Genomic DNA, 15,483 nt, shown 5'->3' with positions numbered 1-15,483 from the left:
GCCGCGCCGGCGCTGGCCAACTGCCACGCAAGGCCCTGAGCGGGACCCAAACGGCGCCGTTACGCCACGTCACCTTTTGAGGCAGCGCCGTTCCGGGCGATAATGCGAGGATTGAATCAGGGAGAACACCATGGACGAGATTGAAGATCTGTCCGATCTGCCGATGCCCCGCTTTATCTGGGGCTTCGCCGTTATCGCAGGCAAAGGCGGCGAGGTCATGCACGACGAGTTCGAGTATCTGACCCACACCCGCAGCCCGCGCTTCACCTGCCGCGTGGTCGAGCTGGAAGACATGCCGGCGGAAAGCGAGGAAGACGCCATCGATGGCCGCATCGTCCATGATGACGATCCGAGCCGGATGTTCTACATCACCGATGCCGGCATGGCGCTGGTCAATTTCCAGCTGTTCGACAAGATGCCGGACAAGCAGAAATTCAAGCGCGTCTGCGACGAAGCCATCGCCAACTGGATGCTGCGCCGCGAATTCCTCGACGACGAGGAAGACGACTAAGCCAGGCAGTCAGGCAAGCGGCGGCCGCGGCCGCCGCGCAAGCACTCAGGCCTGGCCTGGCTCCGGCGGCAGTGCGCCGGTCAGCAGTTCATTGAGCAGCCCGGTCATGCCACCGGGGTGATCGACGGCAAGCGCCTGCAGGCGCTTCACCAGCGTGCCATCGAGCTTGCACGCAAAGGGCACCAGACCCTGCTCCTGGTCCAGCCGGCGCTGCTCGCGCCGGTCCGGGCGCGCCGCGCCGCCAGGCATGCCGCCCCGCCCCGCCGCAGCCTGCTTGAGGCTGTTGGCGATCTTCAGGCCCTTGTTCTTTTCCAGGTCCGTTTTTTTCACGGCAATATCCGAAAGTCTGTAGAGGCCGGTATTGTACGCACCTGCGGCTGCCCCCGGCCGCCCGGCGGCTGGCGCCCCGCGCCGGTTGCGCCATCCGGTTGTGCTAGGCGTTGCTGACTTCGATCAGTTCGGCAGCCACCCGCTGGATTTCCGCATAGACCGCGATGGCGTCCATCGGGCCGGTGCAGCCCACTGCCGTGGCCTGGCTGGCATCGGCGCCGGGCGGCAGGAACACAAAGGCCATGCCGGGCTGCCAGCCGGGATGCTTGCGCAGGCTGTCGTTGAGGATGTCGAGATACTGCGCGCGCGTGAAGACGTGCTTAGCCATCACTACCTCCGGGTATGCGCTGCCGATGCGCCGCGCGGGCGTGGTTGTCATGGCGGGGATCGTAGCATGGCAGGACTGCCCGGCGTCACCGCGTGACGCCGGGCGGCGGGCACATCAACACTCGCCCTTTTTGGCGTGGCCGGGCGGGCAGTGGTAGCCCTTGTCCTTGTAGCCCTTGTCCCTGTACCCGCCCTGGTCCCAGCGCCCCGGCACCAGCACCCAGCCGTCGCGCGACTGGATCCAGCGCGGCGACTCATAGATATAGCCAGGGCGTTCGCGTTCCCAGCGGCCCTTCTTCCACGCATGCTTATGGTAGTGGTCGTCCCAGTCCCAGTAACCCGGCACCCAGACATAGCCGCCGCGCGGCGCGGGCACGACCTCATAGACCGGGGCCGGCGGTGGCACGCCGATGGCAACATTGACCGACACCTGGGCCATCGACGCGGCACTGAAGGTCAGGCCCGAACCCAGCAGGGCCGCCATCAGGAGAGCCCTGGCCGGGCGTAGCGCACGATCACTCATGGGAGTCCTTTATTGTGGAGGAACATGCCCACAGTCTAGCGCTCCCTGGTCACCGGGAATTGTAAGAATGGGTATCGGACCATTACAGAGATGCCCGCACGCAACACAAGCAAAGCACCCGCCAGCGTGCGCGCGACGCTAATGATCCTCGGCCATCGCCTTGAGCTGGGCCTCGCCGGCGACCCGCGCGGCATCCGAGGTGGTGAAGGTGTCGTCCGAGACGATGGCGCGCCGGACCTGCTGCGCGCCGAAGTCCACCAGCGCGATCACCCACACATAGCGTCCCGCCTGGGGCGCGGTCTGCACGAAAGCTTTCAGGTTGTTCCGCGATTCACTTGCCATGATCCATCTCCTGGTGAGACGTGCCGCAGCACAGGTGTCTGAGAACTCTAGCACAAGCCCCGCCAGCTCACCGGGCGGCAGCCTCGCTGGCAAAGGCATGCAGTTCGCGCACCCGTGCGGCCGTCATCTGCAGCATGCAGGTCGCACCGGCCACCCGCGCAGCCGTGCCGCCGCCCAGATTGGCCACATAGGCGCAATTGGCCTGGCGAAATTCAAGCCAGGTACGCTGTGCCACCCGCAACTGGCCGGTGCGTGGCGCTTCCAGCCGCCGCAGCAGGGCCTGGTAGGAAGTGTTCAGCGCCGAGTCCTGGACCCGCGATTCCATTGCGGCACAGTTGAGCATGTCGGCGGTCGACACCGCCTTGGCCATGCAACGCTCGTATTCGGCGCTCAGGCCGTCGGTATCAGCGGCGCGAACCGGCGCGGCCGCCACGGCAAGACCCAGGACGGCAAGACATGCGATCACGCGCATAGCGGCTCTCCCTTTTGCTTGGTAGTAACAATAAGAACCCATTTCATAATGAAATGGGTTCTAAGTGCGAGGCCATGGCGGGACGTCTGCCCGGCTCAGGCCAGCCAGCGTCCCAGCGTGGCCACGGCGATATTGGCCAGCCCGAGCACTAGGTTGGTCCCCACGGCCTGCCGGATGCGGTTCAGCGCGGCACCGGCAGCCGGCCAGTCCTGGGCCTGCACGGCCTGGCCCAGCACGCGATACGGCCCGAACCACACGTAGCAGAATATCAGGGCCATGACGAGGCCGATCCCCAGCATCAAATGCCAGTTGCGTGGGGCACCGGCCATGCCCACCGCGGCCATCATCGCCGCCCCGCTCAGCAGGATCGCGATCACCGCTGCCCACACCCACGGGAAGAACCGGGCAAACACGCCACGCCACAAGCGCAGCCGCGGCGGTGGTTCCAGCACGCTGCCGGCCACGGGCCGCAGGCACAGGTAGGCGAAGAACATGCCACCCACCCAGACGGCGACGCCGGCCAGGTGCAGGAAGCGGAAAAGCGGGTCGGCAATCATGGTGGCAGGCGGCGGCGAGGCGCGCGTTGGGGACGATGGCCTCATTCTAAGTGTTGTGTCCGCCACGGCGAAGCGCTGCACGCTTGCAACACCGCTTTCGCGTGCTTCAGGAAATCGACGCGGAACCGATAAACATTTCGTATCAAGCCACGCCACTCGCGGGCCTCCACGGATTACTGCTCATGCCCACCGTTTCGGGCCGATTAACGCCCGTTCGGAACACTTGACCGCCAGGAATCCGCACCCAGACAATACCCGCGGCCAGGCAGACAACAACACCGCGCCCGGCCGCCCCGTCTCATTCACCCCTGAACATGGCTCCAGCCCCAGCCAGCCCCCCTCCGAATACCGTCCCTGTCCGGCAACGCCCGCTGCTGCGCCGTGGTCTGACAGCGCTGCTGCTCGCCGTGACGCTGGCGGTGCTGCCGGCCATGCTGCCGCCGGTCGTGACCGCGCAACCCGCGCCGCAGCGTACCGACCTGGTCGCGCGCGTGGTGCTCAGCCTGCTGGGCTACGCGCGCTGGCCGGTGGAGCGCGACCCCGTGCGGCTGTGCGTGGACAACGCCAGCCGCTATGCCGCGCGGCTGATGGAAGGCGGCACGCTCACCAACGGGCGGACCGTGCAGACCCGCCAGGTCGATGTGCTGGCCGACATGCTGCACCCGGCATGCGATGCGCTGTACGTCGGCACCATGAACGAACCGCGCCGCAAGCGCCTGTCGACCGAACTGACCGGCCGCCCGGTGCTGGTGATCGCCGAGGAAGACTTCGAGTGCGAGATCGGCAGCATGTTCTGCCTGAATATCCGCGACAACCAGGTCTCGTTCCGCGTCAACCTCGATACCCTTGCCCGCAGCGGCGTGCACATGCACCCCGGCGTGCTGCAACTGGGCCGACGCAAGGGAGCCCCAACATGAGCGCGCGCGAGCCGGTGCGCGGCAATGGCGCACGCCCCACCCTGTACAGCGTGCTGCGCCGCATCCACCTGGGCGTGGCGCTGATCGCCGTTTGCACCGCCGGGCTGTCGCTGAGCGCGATCGGTGTGACGGCGCTGCGTGTCTACGCCGAGCACAACGTGCGGCTGCTGGCCCGCTCCATCGCCTACACGCTGGAGGCGCCGGTCGTATTCCGCGACCAGGCGGCCACCACGGAAACGCTGGCCGCGATCGCCGCGTCCGAAGACATCGCGGCCGCCACCGTCTACGACCTCGACCACCATGTCCTGGCCGAGTGGCAGCGCGCCGGCCAGACACCGCCGACCGGCCTGCGTCACGTGCTGGGAGAATGGCTCGCCATGGATGCCGTCGAGCAACCAATCCTGCACCAGACGCAGCAGGTAGGCATGCTGCGCGTCAGCGGCGACCCGCGCAACCTGTTGCACTTCCTGCTGCAGGGCGCGCTGGGCCTGCTGGGCTGCCTGCTGGTGACCGCGGTCGGCGCCCACTACCTGGCCAGCCGGCTGCTGGTGCAGATCGTCGAGCCAATGCGCAACCTGATGCGCGTGGCCCATGCGGTACGCTCCCAGCGCGACTTCGCGCAGCGCACACCGCCGGCCAGCATCGCCGAGCTCAATGCGCTCAGCGAGGACTTCAACGGCCTGCTCGACGAACTGCAGACCTGGCAGAACCAGCTGCAGCACGAGAACCGCTCGCTCGCCCACCGTGCCAACCACGATGCGCTGACCGGGCTGCTGAACCGCGCCGCCTTCGTCGAAGCGCTCGAGCGCGCCGTGCGCCACGCGGCCGCCAATGACGAGTACACAGCCGTGCTGTACCTGGACAGCGACGATTTCAAGCGCATCAACGACCGGCACGGCCATGCGGGCGGCGACGCGGTGCTGGTAGCCGTGGCCCAGCGCATCCGCGCCAGCCTGCGCGCCGGCGACACGGTGGCGCGCATCGGCGGCGACGAGTTCGCCGTGCTGGTCGCGGCGCTGCGCGCGCCGCGCGACGCCATCCATGTCGCCGAACATATCCTGCGGGCCATGGCCGCCCCCGTCGACCTGCCCGACGGCAACACGGTGCGGGCCTCGCTCAGCATCGGCGTGGCCGTCTTCCCTGTCCACGCGCAAGGCAGCCAGGCACTGCTGCACGCCGCCGACGCCGCCATGTACGGCGCCAAGCGGCGCTCCGGCGGCATCTGGCAAAGCGCCGAGCCACGCCTGGACGTCACGAAGTGAGAACCCGCATGCCCGAACACTCTGCCCTGCCCGATTGGAAACCCCTCTGGAAACCCTGTCTGGCCGCCCTGATGCTGACCAGTCTGATGCTGGCCGGCTGCCAGACCGCGCCGCCCGCCGGCAGGCTGTCGCCGGCGCAGCTTGCCGTACTGCAGCAGGAAGGCTTCAGGCTGACCGACCATGGCTGGGAACTTAGCCTGTCGGACAAGGTATTGTTCGGCTTCGATGAGGATCTGATCGACGGCGAGCGCGCCAGCAACGTGCAGCGCCTCGGGCGGGCCTTGCGCAGCGTGGGGATCGAGCGCCTGCGCGTGGACGGCCATACCGACGAAGCCGGCACTGCCGACTACAACCTGTCGCTGTCAGTGCGGCGCGCCGATGCAGTGGCCAGGCTGCTGGAAGGCGCCGGCTTTGCACGGGACAACATCGAGGTGCGCGGACTGGGCAAGACCCGCCCGGTGGCGGATAACCGCACCGCGGCGGGACGCGCCGAGAACCGGCGCGTAGCCATCATCGTCTCCGTCGATTGAGACGGCCCGGTCAGTCCCCGAAGGGATTGGGTGCGCGGTTCTCGACGGCATCGTTCAGGTCGAACTCGTCGCGCACCTTGTCGACCGCGGCGCGCACGCTGGCCTCGTAGCCATACACATTGCCGAAGCCGGTCATGTCCCAGTTGCGCCCGCGGGCATCGCGCGGATGCGGCACCGGCGCCGGCACCCGGATCTTGGCGCCGTCTTCGCCGATTTCATAGATTTGCTGGATGCGCCGGCTTACCTCGTCCTGCAGGGCACGCCGGCCGCGCTCGCGCTTGGCCATGAAAGTCTCCTAGCTGAATTCCAGGGCATCCTAGCACGCACGCAGGTGCGCTTGAAGAGGACTCAAAGGGCTGCCTTGGCAGCCTGGTAAGCCGCGTAGAGCCGTGCGAAAACCGGCCCTGGCACCCCCTTGCCGATGGTGCGGCCATCGATGCTCACCACCGGCAGCAACTCCTTGCTGGCCGACGACAGCAGCACCTCATCGGCCGCAAACACCTCTTCCTTCGCGATCCGGCGCGACGCCAGCGGAATCTCCATCGCCGCGCAGATCTCTTCCATGAACCCGTAGCGGATCCCTTCCAGGATCAGGTTGTCCTTGGGCGGTGCCATCACGCGGCCATCGCGCACCACCCACACATTGGACGCCGACGCCTCGGTCAGCCAGCCGTCCCGGAACTGGATCGCCTCGGTCACCCCGTGCTCCGCCGCATGCTGCGCCGCCAGCACGTTGCCCAGCAGCGAGGTCGACTTGATCTGGCAATTCAGCCAGCGCCGGTCCTCCATCGTCACGCACGCCACGCCCTGCTCAAGCATCTGCGCCGACGGCAACGCCATCGGATTGGTCATGATCAGCACCGTCGGCACGACCTCTTTCGGAAACGCATGCGTGCGCCTGGCCACGCCACGCGTCACCTGGATATAGACCAACTGATCCGACAGGCCATTGGCCTGGACCACTTCGCCAACCCGTTCCAGCCACTGCGCAGCGCTATACGGATCGGGAATGCCGATGCCCTCCAGGCTGCGGTGCAGGCGCGCCAGGTGCTGGGCGCCACGGAACGGCTTGCCGTTGTAGTACGGAATGACTTCGTAGATGCCGTCGCCGAAGATGAAGCCGCGGTCCAGGACGGGGATGCGGGCTTCAGAAAGAGGGATCAGGGTGCCGTTGAGGTGGACGATGGGTTCGGACATGGGCCTGCTGCGAGAGAATCGAAGGAGATGCCTGATTCTTTCACGGGAGCGCAAGCGAGGTCATGCAAATTGTGCATAAGGCTGGCCAACACCGCAGCCGAACGTGCCGGCGTTCGGGATAGCCGGGGTGTGGAGGGACTGCCCTCAGAGCACCAACCCCGGCCGAGGGCTTTTCATTGCCCGATTGCGCCAGCATCAATCATCGTCGTCATCATGCCCGTGGTGCCACCTGCGATGGCGTTCCCGCCACTCGTGCTCTCTCCACCGCTGCTCGCGCCACTGTTGCTCACGCCACTGGCGTCCTTGCCAGTCATCGTAATAGCCAGGCGCCACGACTACCGGGCGCGGCGCCACATAAACAGGGGCCGGCTCGTAGTACACGGGGGGCGGAGGCGCGGCGACGACGACACCGGGAAGACCGATGCCAATTCCCACATCTACTCTTGCCTGCGCGGCGCCAGAGGCAAGCAGGGTTGCCGCTGCAATTGCACAAACTGCCAGGATCTTTTGCATGATGCTGTTCCGTCGATTGGTGCCAATACCTTAGGGCCTTATTGTCCCGTTTGGTATGACCAGAACCTAAAGCTGGTTACCTCGTGTAACGGGGGGAGGTTGTGACGGTTGACCCCCGCGCTTGAGAGTCTTGTAAGGCTTTGTATCCGCGCCTTCACTGGCTCACGCTGCTGCCGCGCCGGAAATCCTGGCGATCAGTGCCGTCTGCCCGTGCCTGCCCGAGGAAATCGGGCCTCAGCAGGCCACCCCTCCTAGGCAGGGAAGTAGCCATCTGGCCCGGCTGCGAAAATCCCTGCGGGAGGATCCTATGCTGAGATTTCTGCTTCTGGCGCTCTTTGCCACCAATGCCGTTGGCCAGACCATCTACCAATGCCGCGCAACCAACGGAAAAGTGACGCTCCAGGACCAGCCCTGCCCTGACAGCGCAACGACCGAACTGTCCCGGAAGACAATCGGCCAGCAGAACGCTGAGTACCGGGCACAGCCGTTTGTCATAGGGGATCAGCGCTCAGCGGAGCGGCTCGCCAGCGGCATCATCTGCCCATCGCTGCGGCAGCAGTATCAGAGCAACCTGGCCTGGTCGGAGCGCGCCATGCTGCGGAAGGACCCGGCAGAGATTCAGCGGGCTGCCGAGGCAGTAAGGTCGACCGGCGCGCTGGTATCGAAGCACCGATGCGAATAGCGCGGCAAATGGAGACGGGTACCGCTGCTTCGCCCGTCGCACTGCAGCGACACCTCTATTTAGAAGGATGCGCGATCACGATGCCCTGTACGACCATTACCCAGGGGCGGTTCCGCGACTCGCCCCACACCATTTCAGCCCTCGCCTACCCTGGCCGAGGGCTTTTCTTTTAAGACCTCCAGGCGTCGGAGCACCGTTGGACCTCTCGCACGCAAGACCTGTTCACTTGCCCTGCCCCGAACCCTCGGCCGTTTGCACTTTCGTGCCACCATGCCGTGACAGGTCTTTTCGGAACAGCGCATAAGGCACCCCCCGCTCCGGATGCGCGGTGGTTTCGTCAATCACGCGCTCGACATCAGGCACCTCGCGCAACGCGGCCATGAACGGCGCCACAGGAAAGCCCGGTGCCACGCAGCCCTGCAACAGTATCCAGCGTTGCCACACCGTCACCCACAAGGTGCTCTGCCGCCACGCAGGCAGGTTGACCGACAGCCATTGCAGCCGGCGGCGCGTGCTGTCGGCGATCTCCTCATCGTAAGCGAAGGCATTCGGCAGGCGGCAGCGCCCTTCCAGCCAGCAGTGGTTGCCGTGCTCGATGCGATGGTGCGAGTCGCGCTTCCACTCGGCTTCACTCACGCGTGGGCCGGCGGGCTCGGGGCAGTCTGGAATTGCCGAGGAGACCTGGAAGAACGGGTCATGACCGCGGTTCTGCAGGTCGTCATCGGCATGCGTGCCCGGCGGCAGGAGCAGCAGCGCGCAAACGATGCCCCATCGCATCCTTGAGACAGAGCGCCGGCGGGGGGAGGTCGACGTTGTGATCGCCATGGTTCACCTCGTTTCTTGCCCGGTGAAGTCTAGGATGTTCCGGCACCATCCGGCATTTGCTGATGCGATGGATGATGGGCTGGGAATGGGCCGCGCACTCACGGCCAGTGCCTGGCGAGAGCTTATCGAGGCGCTGCAGACAAACAAAAAGCGCCAGGGGAATGACCCACATGGCGCTTTCATGACCCAGCGGTTAGCTCTCACTAACCCGCAAAGCCTTACAGAATAAGTGGCGGAGAGAGGGTCCGACCCACCAAGCTCCGACATACTCCGACAGCATCCACATACTTCCTTTTGTTTCAATCAGTTAGCCTCGCTAGCACTCCGACCTCAACCGGCAAGGTCCGGAGAAATCCACTATTCTGATGTGGGTAGCAATGTGGGTAGGAGCTAGCAACATGGCAAAGAAGGCTGATGGGTTGACCGCTCGCCGCGTACAGACGGAGAGCAAGCCGGGGTATTACTGCGACGGCAAAGGACTGTATCTGCAGGTCAGCGGTGCAGGGACGAAATCTTGGATCTACCGATTCAAGAGCCCGACCACAGGCAAGACACGGGAGATGGGCCTGGGGGCGCTGGACACCCTCACGCTTGCTCATGCCAGAGAGGTCGCAACGGCGCAGCGCCGGCTGCTGCTGGATGGCGTAGATCCCATCGAAGCCCGGAATGAGTCAAGGTTGGAGCGCAGGGCCGCCGCCGCTAGGCAGTTGACGTTTGAGCAGGCAGCTAGCCAGTGCATCGGCGCGAAGCGTCATGAATGGACGAATGAAAAGCACGCCGACCAGTGGACAAACACCCTCAAGACATACGCCTATCCGGTCTTCGGGGCGCTGCCCGTAAACGCTCTGGATACGGCGCTGGTCATGCAGGTACTTGAACCAATCTGGGTATCCAAGGCGGAAACTGCCAGCCGGTTGCGTCAGCGGGTGGAGACCGTCTGGGATTGGTGCAAAGCGCGGGGGTATGCTCAAGGGGAGAATCCGGCACGACTAAGGGGACACCTGGACAAGCTGCTGCCCAAGACTACTAAGGTCAAGCGCGTACAGCACCACCCTGCCCTCCCTTATCGGGAAATTAACCCCTTCGTAGCCCTCTTGCACGCGGAGCACGGCGTAAGCCCGCTTGCCCTTGAGTTTCTTATCCTGACTGCCGCTCGCACGGGAGAGGTAATTGGTGCTCGGTGGCGCGAGATGGATCTGACTGGGAGTATCTGGACGGTTCCAGCCGAACGTATGAAGGCGAAACGCGAGCACCGTGTGCCACTGAGCGCCCGAGCAACTGAAATACTGACCTCATTGAGTGGCGATGCTGGTGCAGAACCCGAGTCGGACGCATTCGTATTTCCCGGTTGGAAGGCGGGAACTGGTCTCAGCAACGGTGCCATGCTGGCCCTTCTAAAGAAGATGGAACGGACTGAGATCACCCCACACGGCTTCCGCTCGACGTTCCGTGACTGGGCGGCAGAGCAAACGCATTTCCCCAACGAAACCGTAGAACAGGCACTGGCCCATACCATCAAGAGTCAGGTTGAGGCTGCCTACCGGCGCGGCGATCAATTGGAAAAGCGCCATAAGCTGATGGACGCATGGGCACAGTACGTGGTAACTAAGCCAGCCGAGCGAGGGAATGTCCGAACACTTAAGGGGAAGGCTGCATGAAGGGCCAAAGCAAAGAACGGCAGATACTGCGAGAGATTGCGGGCAGGCTGCGCACTGGTAAGCTACCCGTGACGGCAGCCCAAAATCTTGCGAAAGCGCTGGAGCTTGTCGCAGACGGGGAAGATGCCAACGTTGCCCTCGGCGTGAAAGCTCCCCCACCTCCCACACAGCGGAAACTTGCAAAGGCCCGGCAGAAATGGATTGTCCGCATGGTTAGGGACTTGCGCCGGCCTCAACCGGATGGGGGCGAAGGACTTACCCTGGCTGAGGCACTCAACAAAACAGCGAAAGATTTCCGCCTCGGGGTTGATACCGTTGAACGATACTGGGATGCTGCGGAAAACATGCCCTACCGCAAGGATGGGGGCTGACCCCTGATCGAAAATATCAATATTCAATCAGGTTCCGGACAAGCCGCACTCCAAATAAAGTCATAACCATCCGAGCAAATCCACGCCCGGATCGGAGAAAAGGTTATGACGGTTCAAAACAGAATTCTGCGCATGCGCCCCGCCCAAACGGGGCTTCCCGCGAAGGTAAATCTCGCGCCCTCGACCATCTACGAGCTTATCCAAAAGGGATTGTTCCCTCGTCCGTTTAAGCTAGTGCCCGGTGGTCGCGCATCCGGTTGGCTCGAATCGGATATCGACGCGTGGCTAGAACAGCGCGCCAATGGGGACGGCGAATGAGCTACAGGCGAATCCCTCAAAACCAGCAGACTGAGCTTACTGCGGAAGCTCGCCACGACGAATTGATCTACGAATTGATTGTGGACCGGATAGTTCGTACTGAGGTAGCGGTTTTCCAGGCACTACTTGCGGAACGGGAAAAGCTGTATCCGCGCCTAGAGATCCACCAACTGCTGCCCGAGGCCAAAGAAATTGCCTCGCAAATCATTGACGACGCGGAAGAGCGGGCACATTCCGCCATCTACCGCTACAACCGGAACTAAAAATAATCCCCGCGGCAGCGGGGAAAGGATCATGTCATGGTTATTGTACAGCAAGGGACGAGCGCCCCAGATATTCCTTCGCCCGTCACCGAGAATATCCCACAGTTACTGAAAGACAAGGCGCAGTGGGTTGTTTGGAAGGCCGGCGCCGTTAATGCTGAAGGGAAGTTTGGGAAAATCCCCATAGACCCCACCACTGGCAAACCTTGTAGCGCACACGAAAGGGGGAACTGGCTTCCGTTTGACGATGCTGTACAGGCACAGCGCCTGAAAGGCTATGCAGGGATCGGGTTCGACCTTGATGGACAGCCTTTCTCGTATGAAGGGGGCGGTACGCCGCTCTACTTGATCGGCATTGACATAGACCAGTGCGAAGCGGAAATGGACAGCCTGTACCGGGTTTGGCTACGCTTGGGCAAGCCATATCTTGAAGTATCACCCAGCGGGAAAGGCGTGCGCATGTTCGCGCTTAGCCATGTACCGTTTAAGAGCCGCAGCGTCGGAAGACGAGAGGTTTACTCGTCCGGGCGCTTCCTGACTGTCACAGGGCACAGTGCGCGGGGCACCATCAAAGATGCGACCGAAGCTCTTAGCAGCGTCTACGAAGAGTGGTTCGGTTCTGCCCCCACCCCGCAAGCGCCCATACCCGGGCAGAGCATTGACGGCACGACGCGTAGCCTGATGGGCAACATACCCCCGCCAGCCGAAACACCCGATCAGGTAGCAAGGGTCCGCGCTATGCTGGACTGCATCAACGCCGACTGCGAACGCGAAAAATGGCGCAACGTCATCTGGGCATTGGAGAGTATTGGATGGGACTGCGCCGAAGAACTGGGCAGGACATGGAGCCAGACCGCACCACACCGATTTGACGAAAGCGCGCTGCAAGCCGTTCGCAAATCATTCAACTCGGGCGGCATCACTTTCGGGACGTTGGTTCATCATGCGCGTGAGGGGGGCTACGTGGAGCCCCCTGGGGGCCTGGTTCCAACGGGAGTGGGGGCTGGGATCGAATCAAAGCGCTTCGAGCTACTGTCTTCGGACAAGCTCAGGGCGCTCCCCCCGATGGAATGGCTGATCAAGGGCGTACTGCCGCGGAGGGGGCTTGGGGCTATCTACGGGCCAAGCGGAAGCGGGAAGACGTTTCTGGCCCTTGATATGGCGGCGGCTGTAGCTGCCGGCAATGACTGGTTCGGCTACAAGACCAAGCAGGTTCCCGTCTGCTATGTAGCGCTCGAAGGCGAGGCAGGTATCAGGGCACGTGTGATGGCATGGGAAACGCACAATGGGATCAGCACCAGCGCCTGCACCGTGCTTCAGCCCTTCTCGCTGCTAGAAATGGGGGACATCGATGGATTGGGTGGCGCTTTGCTCGACGCGCAATCTCAGGGTGGTTTGGTCATCATCGACACTTTGAATCGGGCAGCGCCCGGTGTGGATGAAAATGCTTCCGCAGATATGGGCCGAATCATTGAGGGGGCGAAGCGCCTACAAACGGTGATCGGCGGGTTGGTCGTACTGGTCCACCACACTGGCAAGGACGTATCACGAGGCTTGAGGGGGCACAGCAGCCTGTTCGCTGCGCTCGATGGTGCGATTGGCGTTGAAAGAAGCGCAGATAGGCGCCTATGGTCCGTTGATAAGGCCAAGGACGGGCAAGATTCCGGACGGCACGCATTCAAGCTACAAGTGATTGACCTAGGGCCGGATGCTGACGGTGGACGCGTAACTAGCTGCGTAATTGAGCGCGACACATCCGCAGTGATCATCAAGCAGTCGGCACCCCTGCAAGGTAGCAATCAGAAACTGGCACACGAAGCGCTATCCGACGCGCTGGCGGCGACAACTCACACGGGTATGGGCATGTGCCCGGCTGGCACCCGGTGCCTCCGACTAACGGATGCCATCAGTCAGGTAGCGTCGCGCTTAGTTTCTGGTGGCAGGAAACACAAGACAACTCGCGCCAAAGAGACAATCACCAGCTTGACGGGGCGCGGGCTGTATGTCGTGCGTGACGACTGGTTATGGGCTGCCTGACCCCACAAACGCCCGCCAGTGTTTCCCGGAAGCCCCCGCTTTATATAGCGGGGGCGGGACTTTCCGGGAACGAAACACACTGGAATCACCCGTTTTCGGTGCTTTCCGAGACTTTCCGGGCACCCCCCTCAGACGATCGAAGGCTTGGGACATGGGGTGCTGTGGTACCAAACTTGGACTGTCGGGAAATGCCGCCAACTGCCGACCGCCATGACCTCTTCTGGTTGTCCAGCGACTCCAAAGTATTGACTATGGCAAGCTTTAACGCGCCGTGATTCTTTGAGGCTGGGTCGTTTTCCTGCCACTCCCTAACTAGCCGCTCCAGCAGTTCCGCTGTAAGGACTGCATACGCTGGGAAGTTCCTTAGCTCATAGATATACGCAAGCTGGCTGACAAGTTTGTGCGGTTGGCCTTGCTCATCTTTGCCACGGCTTATCTCGGCAATCAGCTTGTGATAAAGACGAAACTGCTCCCTCGCACGCTCCTCCTCTCCTTCACGGACGAATCGCGCCGCCGAAAACGCTATGCTCGCCAAGGGCAGTGAAACTCCAAGCACGGCAATAAGTAAGCCGAGGGCGGCGATAAATAGGCTGGCCACCGTAGCGAAGGACGCCAAATCACCAAGCGAGAGTTTGGCCAATTGGTCAAGCCATTGCATTTAGTTCCCCGTCCTATGCGTTATCATGGGCCATAATAAGCCACTTCAGTGCAGGCGCGCCTTCGACAATCTGATCCAAGTTCCCGACCCCTTCTCCTTACGGCCCTTCACATGCACTCACACGACTACACGGCAACCTGTACCGGATGCGATTGGGCGCAAAGCATGTCGGTAGGTGGTGAAGCAACGCGCCATGCATACCTACACCCCTCAGGAAGCCTGATTGAGGCGGTCACACACTATGCATTCTGCCCTACTTGTGACTTGGTTACGCGTTTTGAGGCTGCTGATTTCGGCTTACCTTCCCCTACTAGGCGGAACTGGCTTCAGCGGGTTTTCCAACGCCCTGAAGCACCAGCCCCCACGTCACCCGCATGGACTCAAGCGATGAAGGAAATTCTGGCGTTGCGCACCCGCCCCCCTCACTGCCTGAAGTGCGGCAACGTCGATGCGCAAGACCTACCGCCGATTGGGGTCGGACTAACGGCGCCCCACCGAACGCACTGGCGTCACCACTGTGCAGGGCAATTACAATTTCCGGGCGCCAACACTCTATTTTTCACCCCTGAGCAAATCCCGTACTGGTCGCTTGCGATTCTGGACTGCAATGGGACGGTGGTTGAGACCATCCCCCCGGGGGATCAGCATATAGGAAGGGTAGTGGGGCAGCGTCCACTGTGAATACTGGCAGTCCTATTTTCGACGCGGCACCTTGCAGAGTATTTCTCTAAGTGCATCCGTCGCAGTTTCAGGCGCTATCGCGATAGACGTATTTTCAGGGTTCCCGTCAAATCCGCCTAACGGCCTCCCACCCGCGTCGTAGTTCGTAGCACTCATCGGGTAGTAGCGACGAGCAGAGCAATCAATAACCGCACTTCCAACAACAAGAACAATACGCTCTGAATTCGGCGCGCCAGCCCCAAAGCTCTTACGCATCTCGTCCGTTTTCGGGGCGATCCTCTCCCAATAGGACACGCGCGCGCCCGCACGCGTCACTGAACCTTTGTCATAACTCCATACCGCATTCTCGGTCTCCGCATACGTCACCCAATTGGCTGCATCGGTTAGGGAATCGCTGATCAATGAGGTTTGCGCTTGATGTTGCACAAGCCAAGGATTTCGGTTTTCGCAACGCGGGAGAGATGGGCCGATTCAAGCCATTTTTCTCTCGTTTGGCACCATTTCTGGCG

At 62.6% G+C, this 15,483-nt stretch carries 22 protein-coding genes; 10 read left to right on the top strand and 12 right to left on the bottom strand.

The window, feature by feature from the left end; genetic code table 11:
- The first annotated feature begins 130 nt into the window (after positions 1–130).
- On the top strand, positions 131–511 hold the full coding sequence (locus tag ACZ5MJ_RS05200) for a hypothetical protein (protein ID WP_464222762.1): 381 nt from the start codon (positions 131–133) through the stop codon (positions 509–511).
- A gap of 45 nt (positions 512–556) precedes the next feature.
- Here ACZ5MJ_RS05200 and ACZ5MJ_RS05195 read toward each other — a convergent pair whose 3' ends face one another.
- From ACZ5MJ_RS05195 to ACZ5MJ_RS05170, 6 genes are all read right to left on the bottom strand, one after another.
- Positions 557–847, bottom strand: a complete 291-nt coding sequence (locus tag ACZ5MJ_RS05195; RefSeq protein WP_464223658.1) for a hypothetical protein — start codon at positions 845–847, stop codon at positions 557–559.
- Positions 848–944: 97 nt separating this feature from the next.
- On the bottom strand, positions 945–1,169 hold the full coding sequence (locus ACZ5MJ_RS05190; RefSeq protein WP_464223657.1) for a hypothetical protein: 225 nt from the start codon (positions 1,167–1,169) through the stop codon (positions 945–947).
- A 114-nt stretch (positions 1,170–1,283) separates the two neighbouring features.
- Entirely contained in the window at positions 1,284–1,691 is a 408-nt protein-coding gene (locus ACZ5MJ_RS05185) for a YXWGXW repeat-containing protein (RefSeq protein WP_464222761.1), read from the bottom strand.
- Positions 1,692–1,829: 138 nt separating this feature from the next.
- Positions 1,830–2,033 (bottom strand): hypothetical protein, encoded by a 204-nt coding sequence (locus tag ACZ5MJ_RS05180; RefSeq protein WP_114132475.1) that lies wholly within the window; start codon positions 2,031–2,033, stop codon positions 1,830–1,832.
- 67 nt (positions 2,034–2,100) lie between these two features.
- Entirely contained in the window at positions 2,101–2,505 is a 405-nt protein-coding gene (locus ACZ5MJ_RS05175) for a lysozyme inhibitor LprI family protein (protein ID WP_464222760.1), read from the bottom strand.
- A 95-nt stretch (positions 2,506–2,600) separates the two neighbouring features.
- A complete protein-coding gene (locus ACZ5MJ_RS05170; RefSeq protein WP_464222759.1) occupies positions 2,601–3,107 on the bottom strand; it encodes a CopD family protein in 507 nt (168 codons plus the stop codon).
- 269 nt (positions 3,108–3,376) lie between these two features.
- Here ACZ5MJ_RS05170 and yfiR point away from each other — a divergent pair, with 269 nt between their 5' ends.
- Genes yfiR through yfiB form a run of 3 tightly spaced genes read left to right on the top strand, consistent with a single transcriptional unit; the run spans position 3,377 to position 5,771 of the window.
- Positions 3,377–3,979 carry a regulatory sequestration protein YfiR gene (yfiR, locus tag ACZ5MJ_RS05165; protein WP_464222757.1) on the top strand — a complete coding sequence of 201 codons (603 nt, stop codon included), beginning with the start codon at positions 3,377–3,379 and terminating at the stop codon, positions 3,977–3,979.
- Positions 3,976–5,241, top strand: a complete 1,266-nt coding sequence (gene dgcN / locus ACZ5MJ_RS05160) for a diguanylate cyclase DgcN/YfiN (RefSeq protein ID WP_464222756.1) — start codon at positions 3,976–3,978, stop codon at positions 5,239–5,241. The genes yfiR and dgcN overlap by 4 nt, the downstream gene beginning before the upstream one ends.
- A gap of 8 nt (positions 5,242–5,249) precedes the next feature.
- Positions 5,250–5,771 carry an outer membrane lipoprotein YfiB gene (gene yfiB, locus ACZ5MJ_RS05155; protein ID WP_464222754.1) on the top strand — a complete coding sequence of 174 codons (522 nt, stop codon included), beginning with the start codon at positions 5,250–5,252 and terminating at the stop codon, positions 5,769–5,771.
- A gap of 10 nt (positions 5,772–5,781) precedes the next feature.
- Here yfiB and ACZ5MJ_RS05150 read toward each other — a convergent pair whose 3' ends face one another.
- The 3 genes from ACZ5MJ_RS05150 to ACZ5MJ_RS05140 all read right to left on the bottom strand — a co-directional run bounded on the left by ACZ5MJ_RS05150 (position 5,782) and on the right by ACZ5MJ_RS05140 (position 7,481).
- Positions 5,782–6,057: a hypothetical protein gene (locus tag ACZ5MJ_RS05150; protein ID WP_464222753.1), complete on the bottom strand. Its 276-nt coding sequence runs from the start codon at positions 6,055–6,057 to the stop codon at positions 5,782–5,784.
- Positions 6,058–6,119: 62 nt separating this feature from the next.
- Entirely contained in the window at positions 6,120–6,968 is an 849-nt protein-coding gene (locus ACZ5MJ_RS05145) for a D-amino acid aminotransferase (RefSeq protein WP_464222752.1), read from the bottom strand.
- Positions 6,969–7,163: 195 nt separating this feature from the next.
- A complete protein-coding gene (locus ACZ5MJ_RS05140) occupies positions 7,164–7,481 on the bottom strand; it encodes a PXPV repeat protein (RefSeq protein WP_464222751.1) in 318 nt (105 codons plus the stop codon).
- Between the two features lie 307 nt (positions 7,482–7,788).
- On the opposite strand from ACZ5MJ_RS05140, the gene ACZ5MJ_RS05135 reads away from it, so the two are divergent.
- Positions 7,789–8,163, top strand: a complete 375-nt coding sequence (locus ACZ5MJ_RS05135; RefSeq protein ID WP_464222750.1) for a DUF4124 domain-containing protein — start codon at positions 7,789–7,791, stop codon at positions 8,161–8,163.
- A 222-nt stretch (positions 8,164–8,385) separates the two neighbouring features.
- Here ACZ5MJ_RS05135 and ACZ5MJ_RS05130 read toward each other — a convergent pair whose 3' ends face one another.
- Complete coding sequence (locus ACZ5MJ_RS05130; RefSeq protein ID WP_464223656.1) at positions 8,386–8,940, bottom strand: BON domain-containing protein; 555 nt, start codon at positions 8,938–8,940, stop codon at positions 8,386–8,388.
- Positions 8,941–9,386: 446 nt separating this feature from the next.
- Here ACZ5MJ_RS05130 and ACZ5MJ_RS05125 point away from each other — a divergent pair, with 446 nt between their 5' ends.
- The 5 genes from ACZ5MJ_RS05125 (at position 9,387) to ACZ5MJ_RS05105 (ending at position 13,635) form a co-directional block, all read left to right on the top strand.
- Positions 9,387–10,646 (top strand): tyrosine-type recombinase/integrase, encoded by a 1,260-nt coding sequence (locus tag ACZ5MJ_RS05125; RefSeq protein ID WP_464222749.1) that lies wholly within the window; start codon positions 9,387–9,389, stop codon positions 10,644–10,646.
- The gene (locus ACZ5MJ_RS05120; RefSeq protein ID WP_464222748.1) at positions 10,643–11,017 is read left to right on the top strand and encodes a hypothetical protein; all 375 of its coding nucleotides are present in this window, start codon (positions 10,643–10,645) and stop codon (positions 11,015–11,017) included. Before ACZ5MJ_RS05125 ends, ACZ5MJ_RS05120 begins: the two co-directional genes overlap by 4 nt.
- Positions 11,018–11,122: 105 nt before the next feature.
- A complete protein-coding gene (locus ACZ5MJ_RS05115; RefSeq protein ID WP_464222747.1) occupies positions 11,123–11,335 on the top strand; it encodes a helix-turn-helix transcriptional regulator in 213 nt (70 codons plus the stop codon).
- Positions 11,332–11,598, top strand: coding sequence for a hypothetical protein (locus ACZ5MJ_RS05110; protein WP_464222746.1), 267 nt, complete (start codon positions 11,332–11,334; stop codon positions 11,596–11,598). The genes ACZ5MJ_RS05115 and ACZ5MJ_RS05110 overlap by 4 nt, the downstream gene beginning before the upstream one ends.
- A gap of 36 nt (positions 11,599–11,634) precedes the next feature.
- Positions 11,635–13,635 carry an AAA family ATPase gene (locus ACZ5MJ_RS05105; protein WP_464222745.1) on the top strand — a complete coding sequence of 667 codons (2,001 nt, stop codon included), beginning with the start codon at positions 11,635–11,637 and terminating at the stop codon, positions 13,633–13,635.
- 85 nt (positions 13,636–13,720) lie between these two features.
- Here ACZ5MJ_RS05105 and ACZ5MJ_RS05100 read toward each other — a convergent pair whose 3' ends face one another.
- Together ACZ5MJ_RS05100 and ACZ5MJ_RS05095 are read right to left on the bottom strand one after the other, a co-directional pair.
- Complete coding sequence (locus tag ACZ5MJ_RS05100) at positions 13,721–14,293, bottom strand: hypothetical protein (protein ID WP_464222744.1); 573 nt, start codon at positions 14,291–14,293, stop codon at positions 13,721–13,723.
- Positions 14,294–14,986: 693 nt separating this feature from the next.
- On the bottom strand, positions 14,987–15,340 hold the full coding sequence (locus tag ACZ5MJ_RS05095; protein WP_464223655.1) for a surface-adhesin E family protein: 354 nt from the start codon (positions 15,338–15,340) through the stop codon (positions 14,987–14,989).
- Positions 15,341–15,483 lie beyond the last annotated feature (143 nt).

This window comes from Cupriavidus sp. LA-1, from assembly GCF_055385985.1.
Note: the sequence above shows the minus strand (reverse complement) of the source record. Positions and strands in the feature narration are given on the sequence as shown.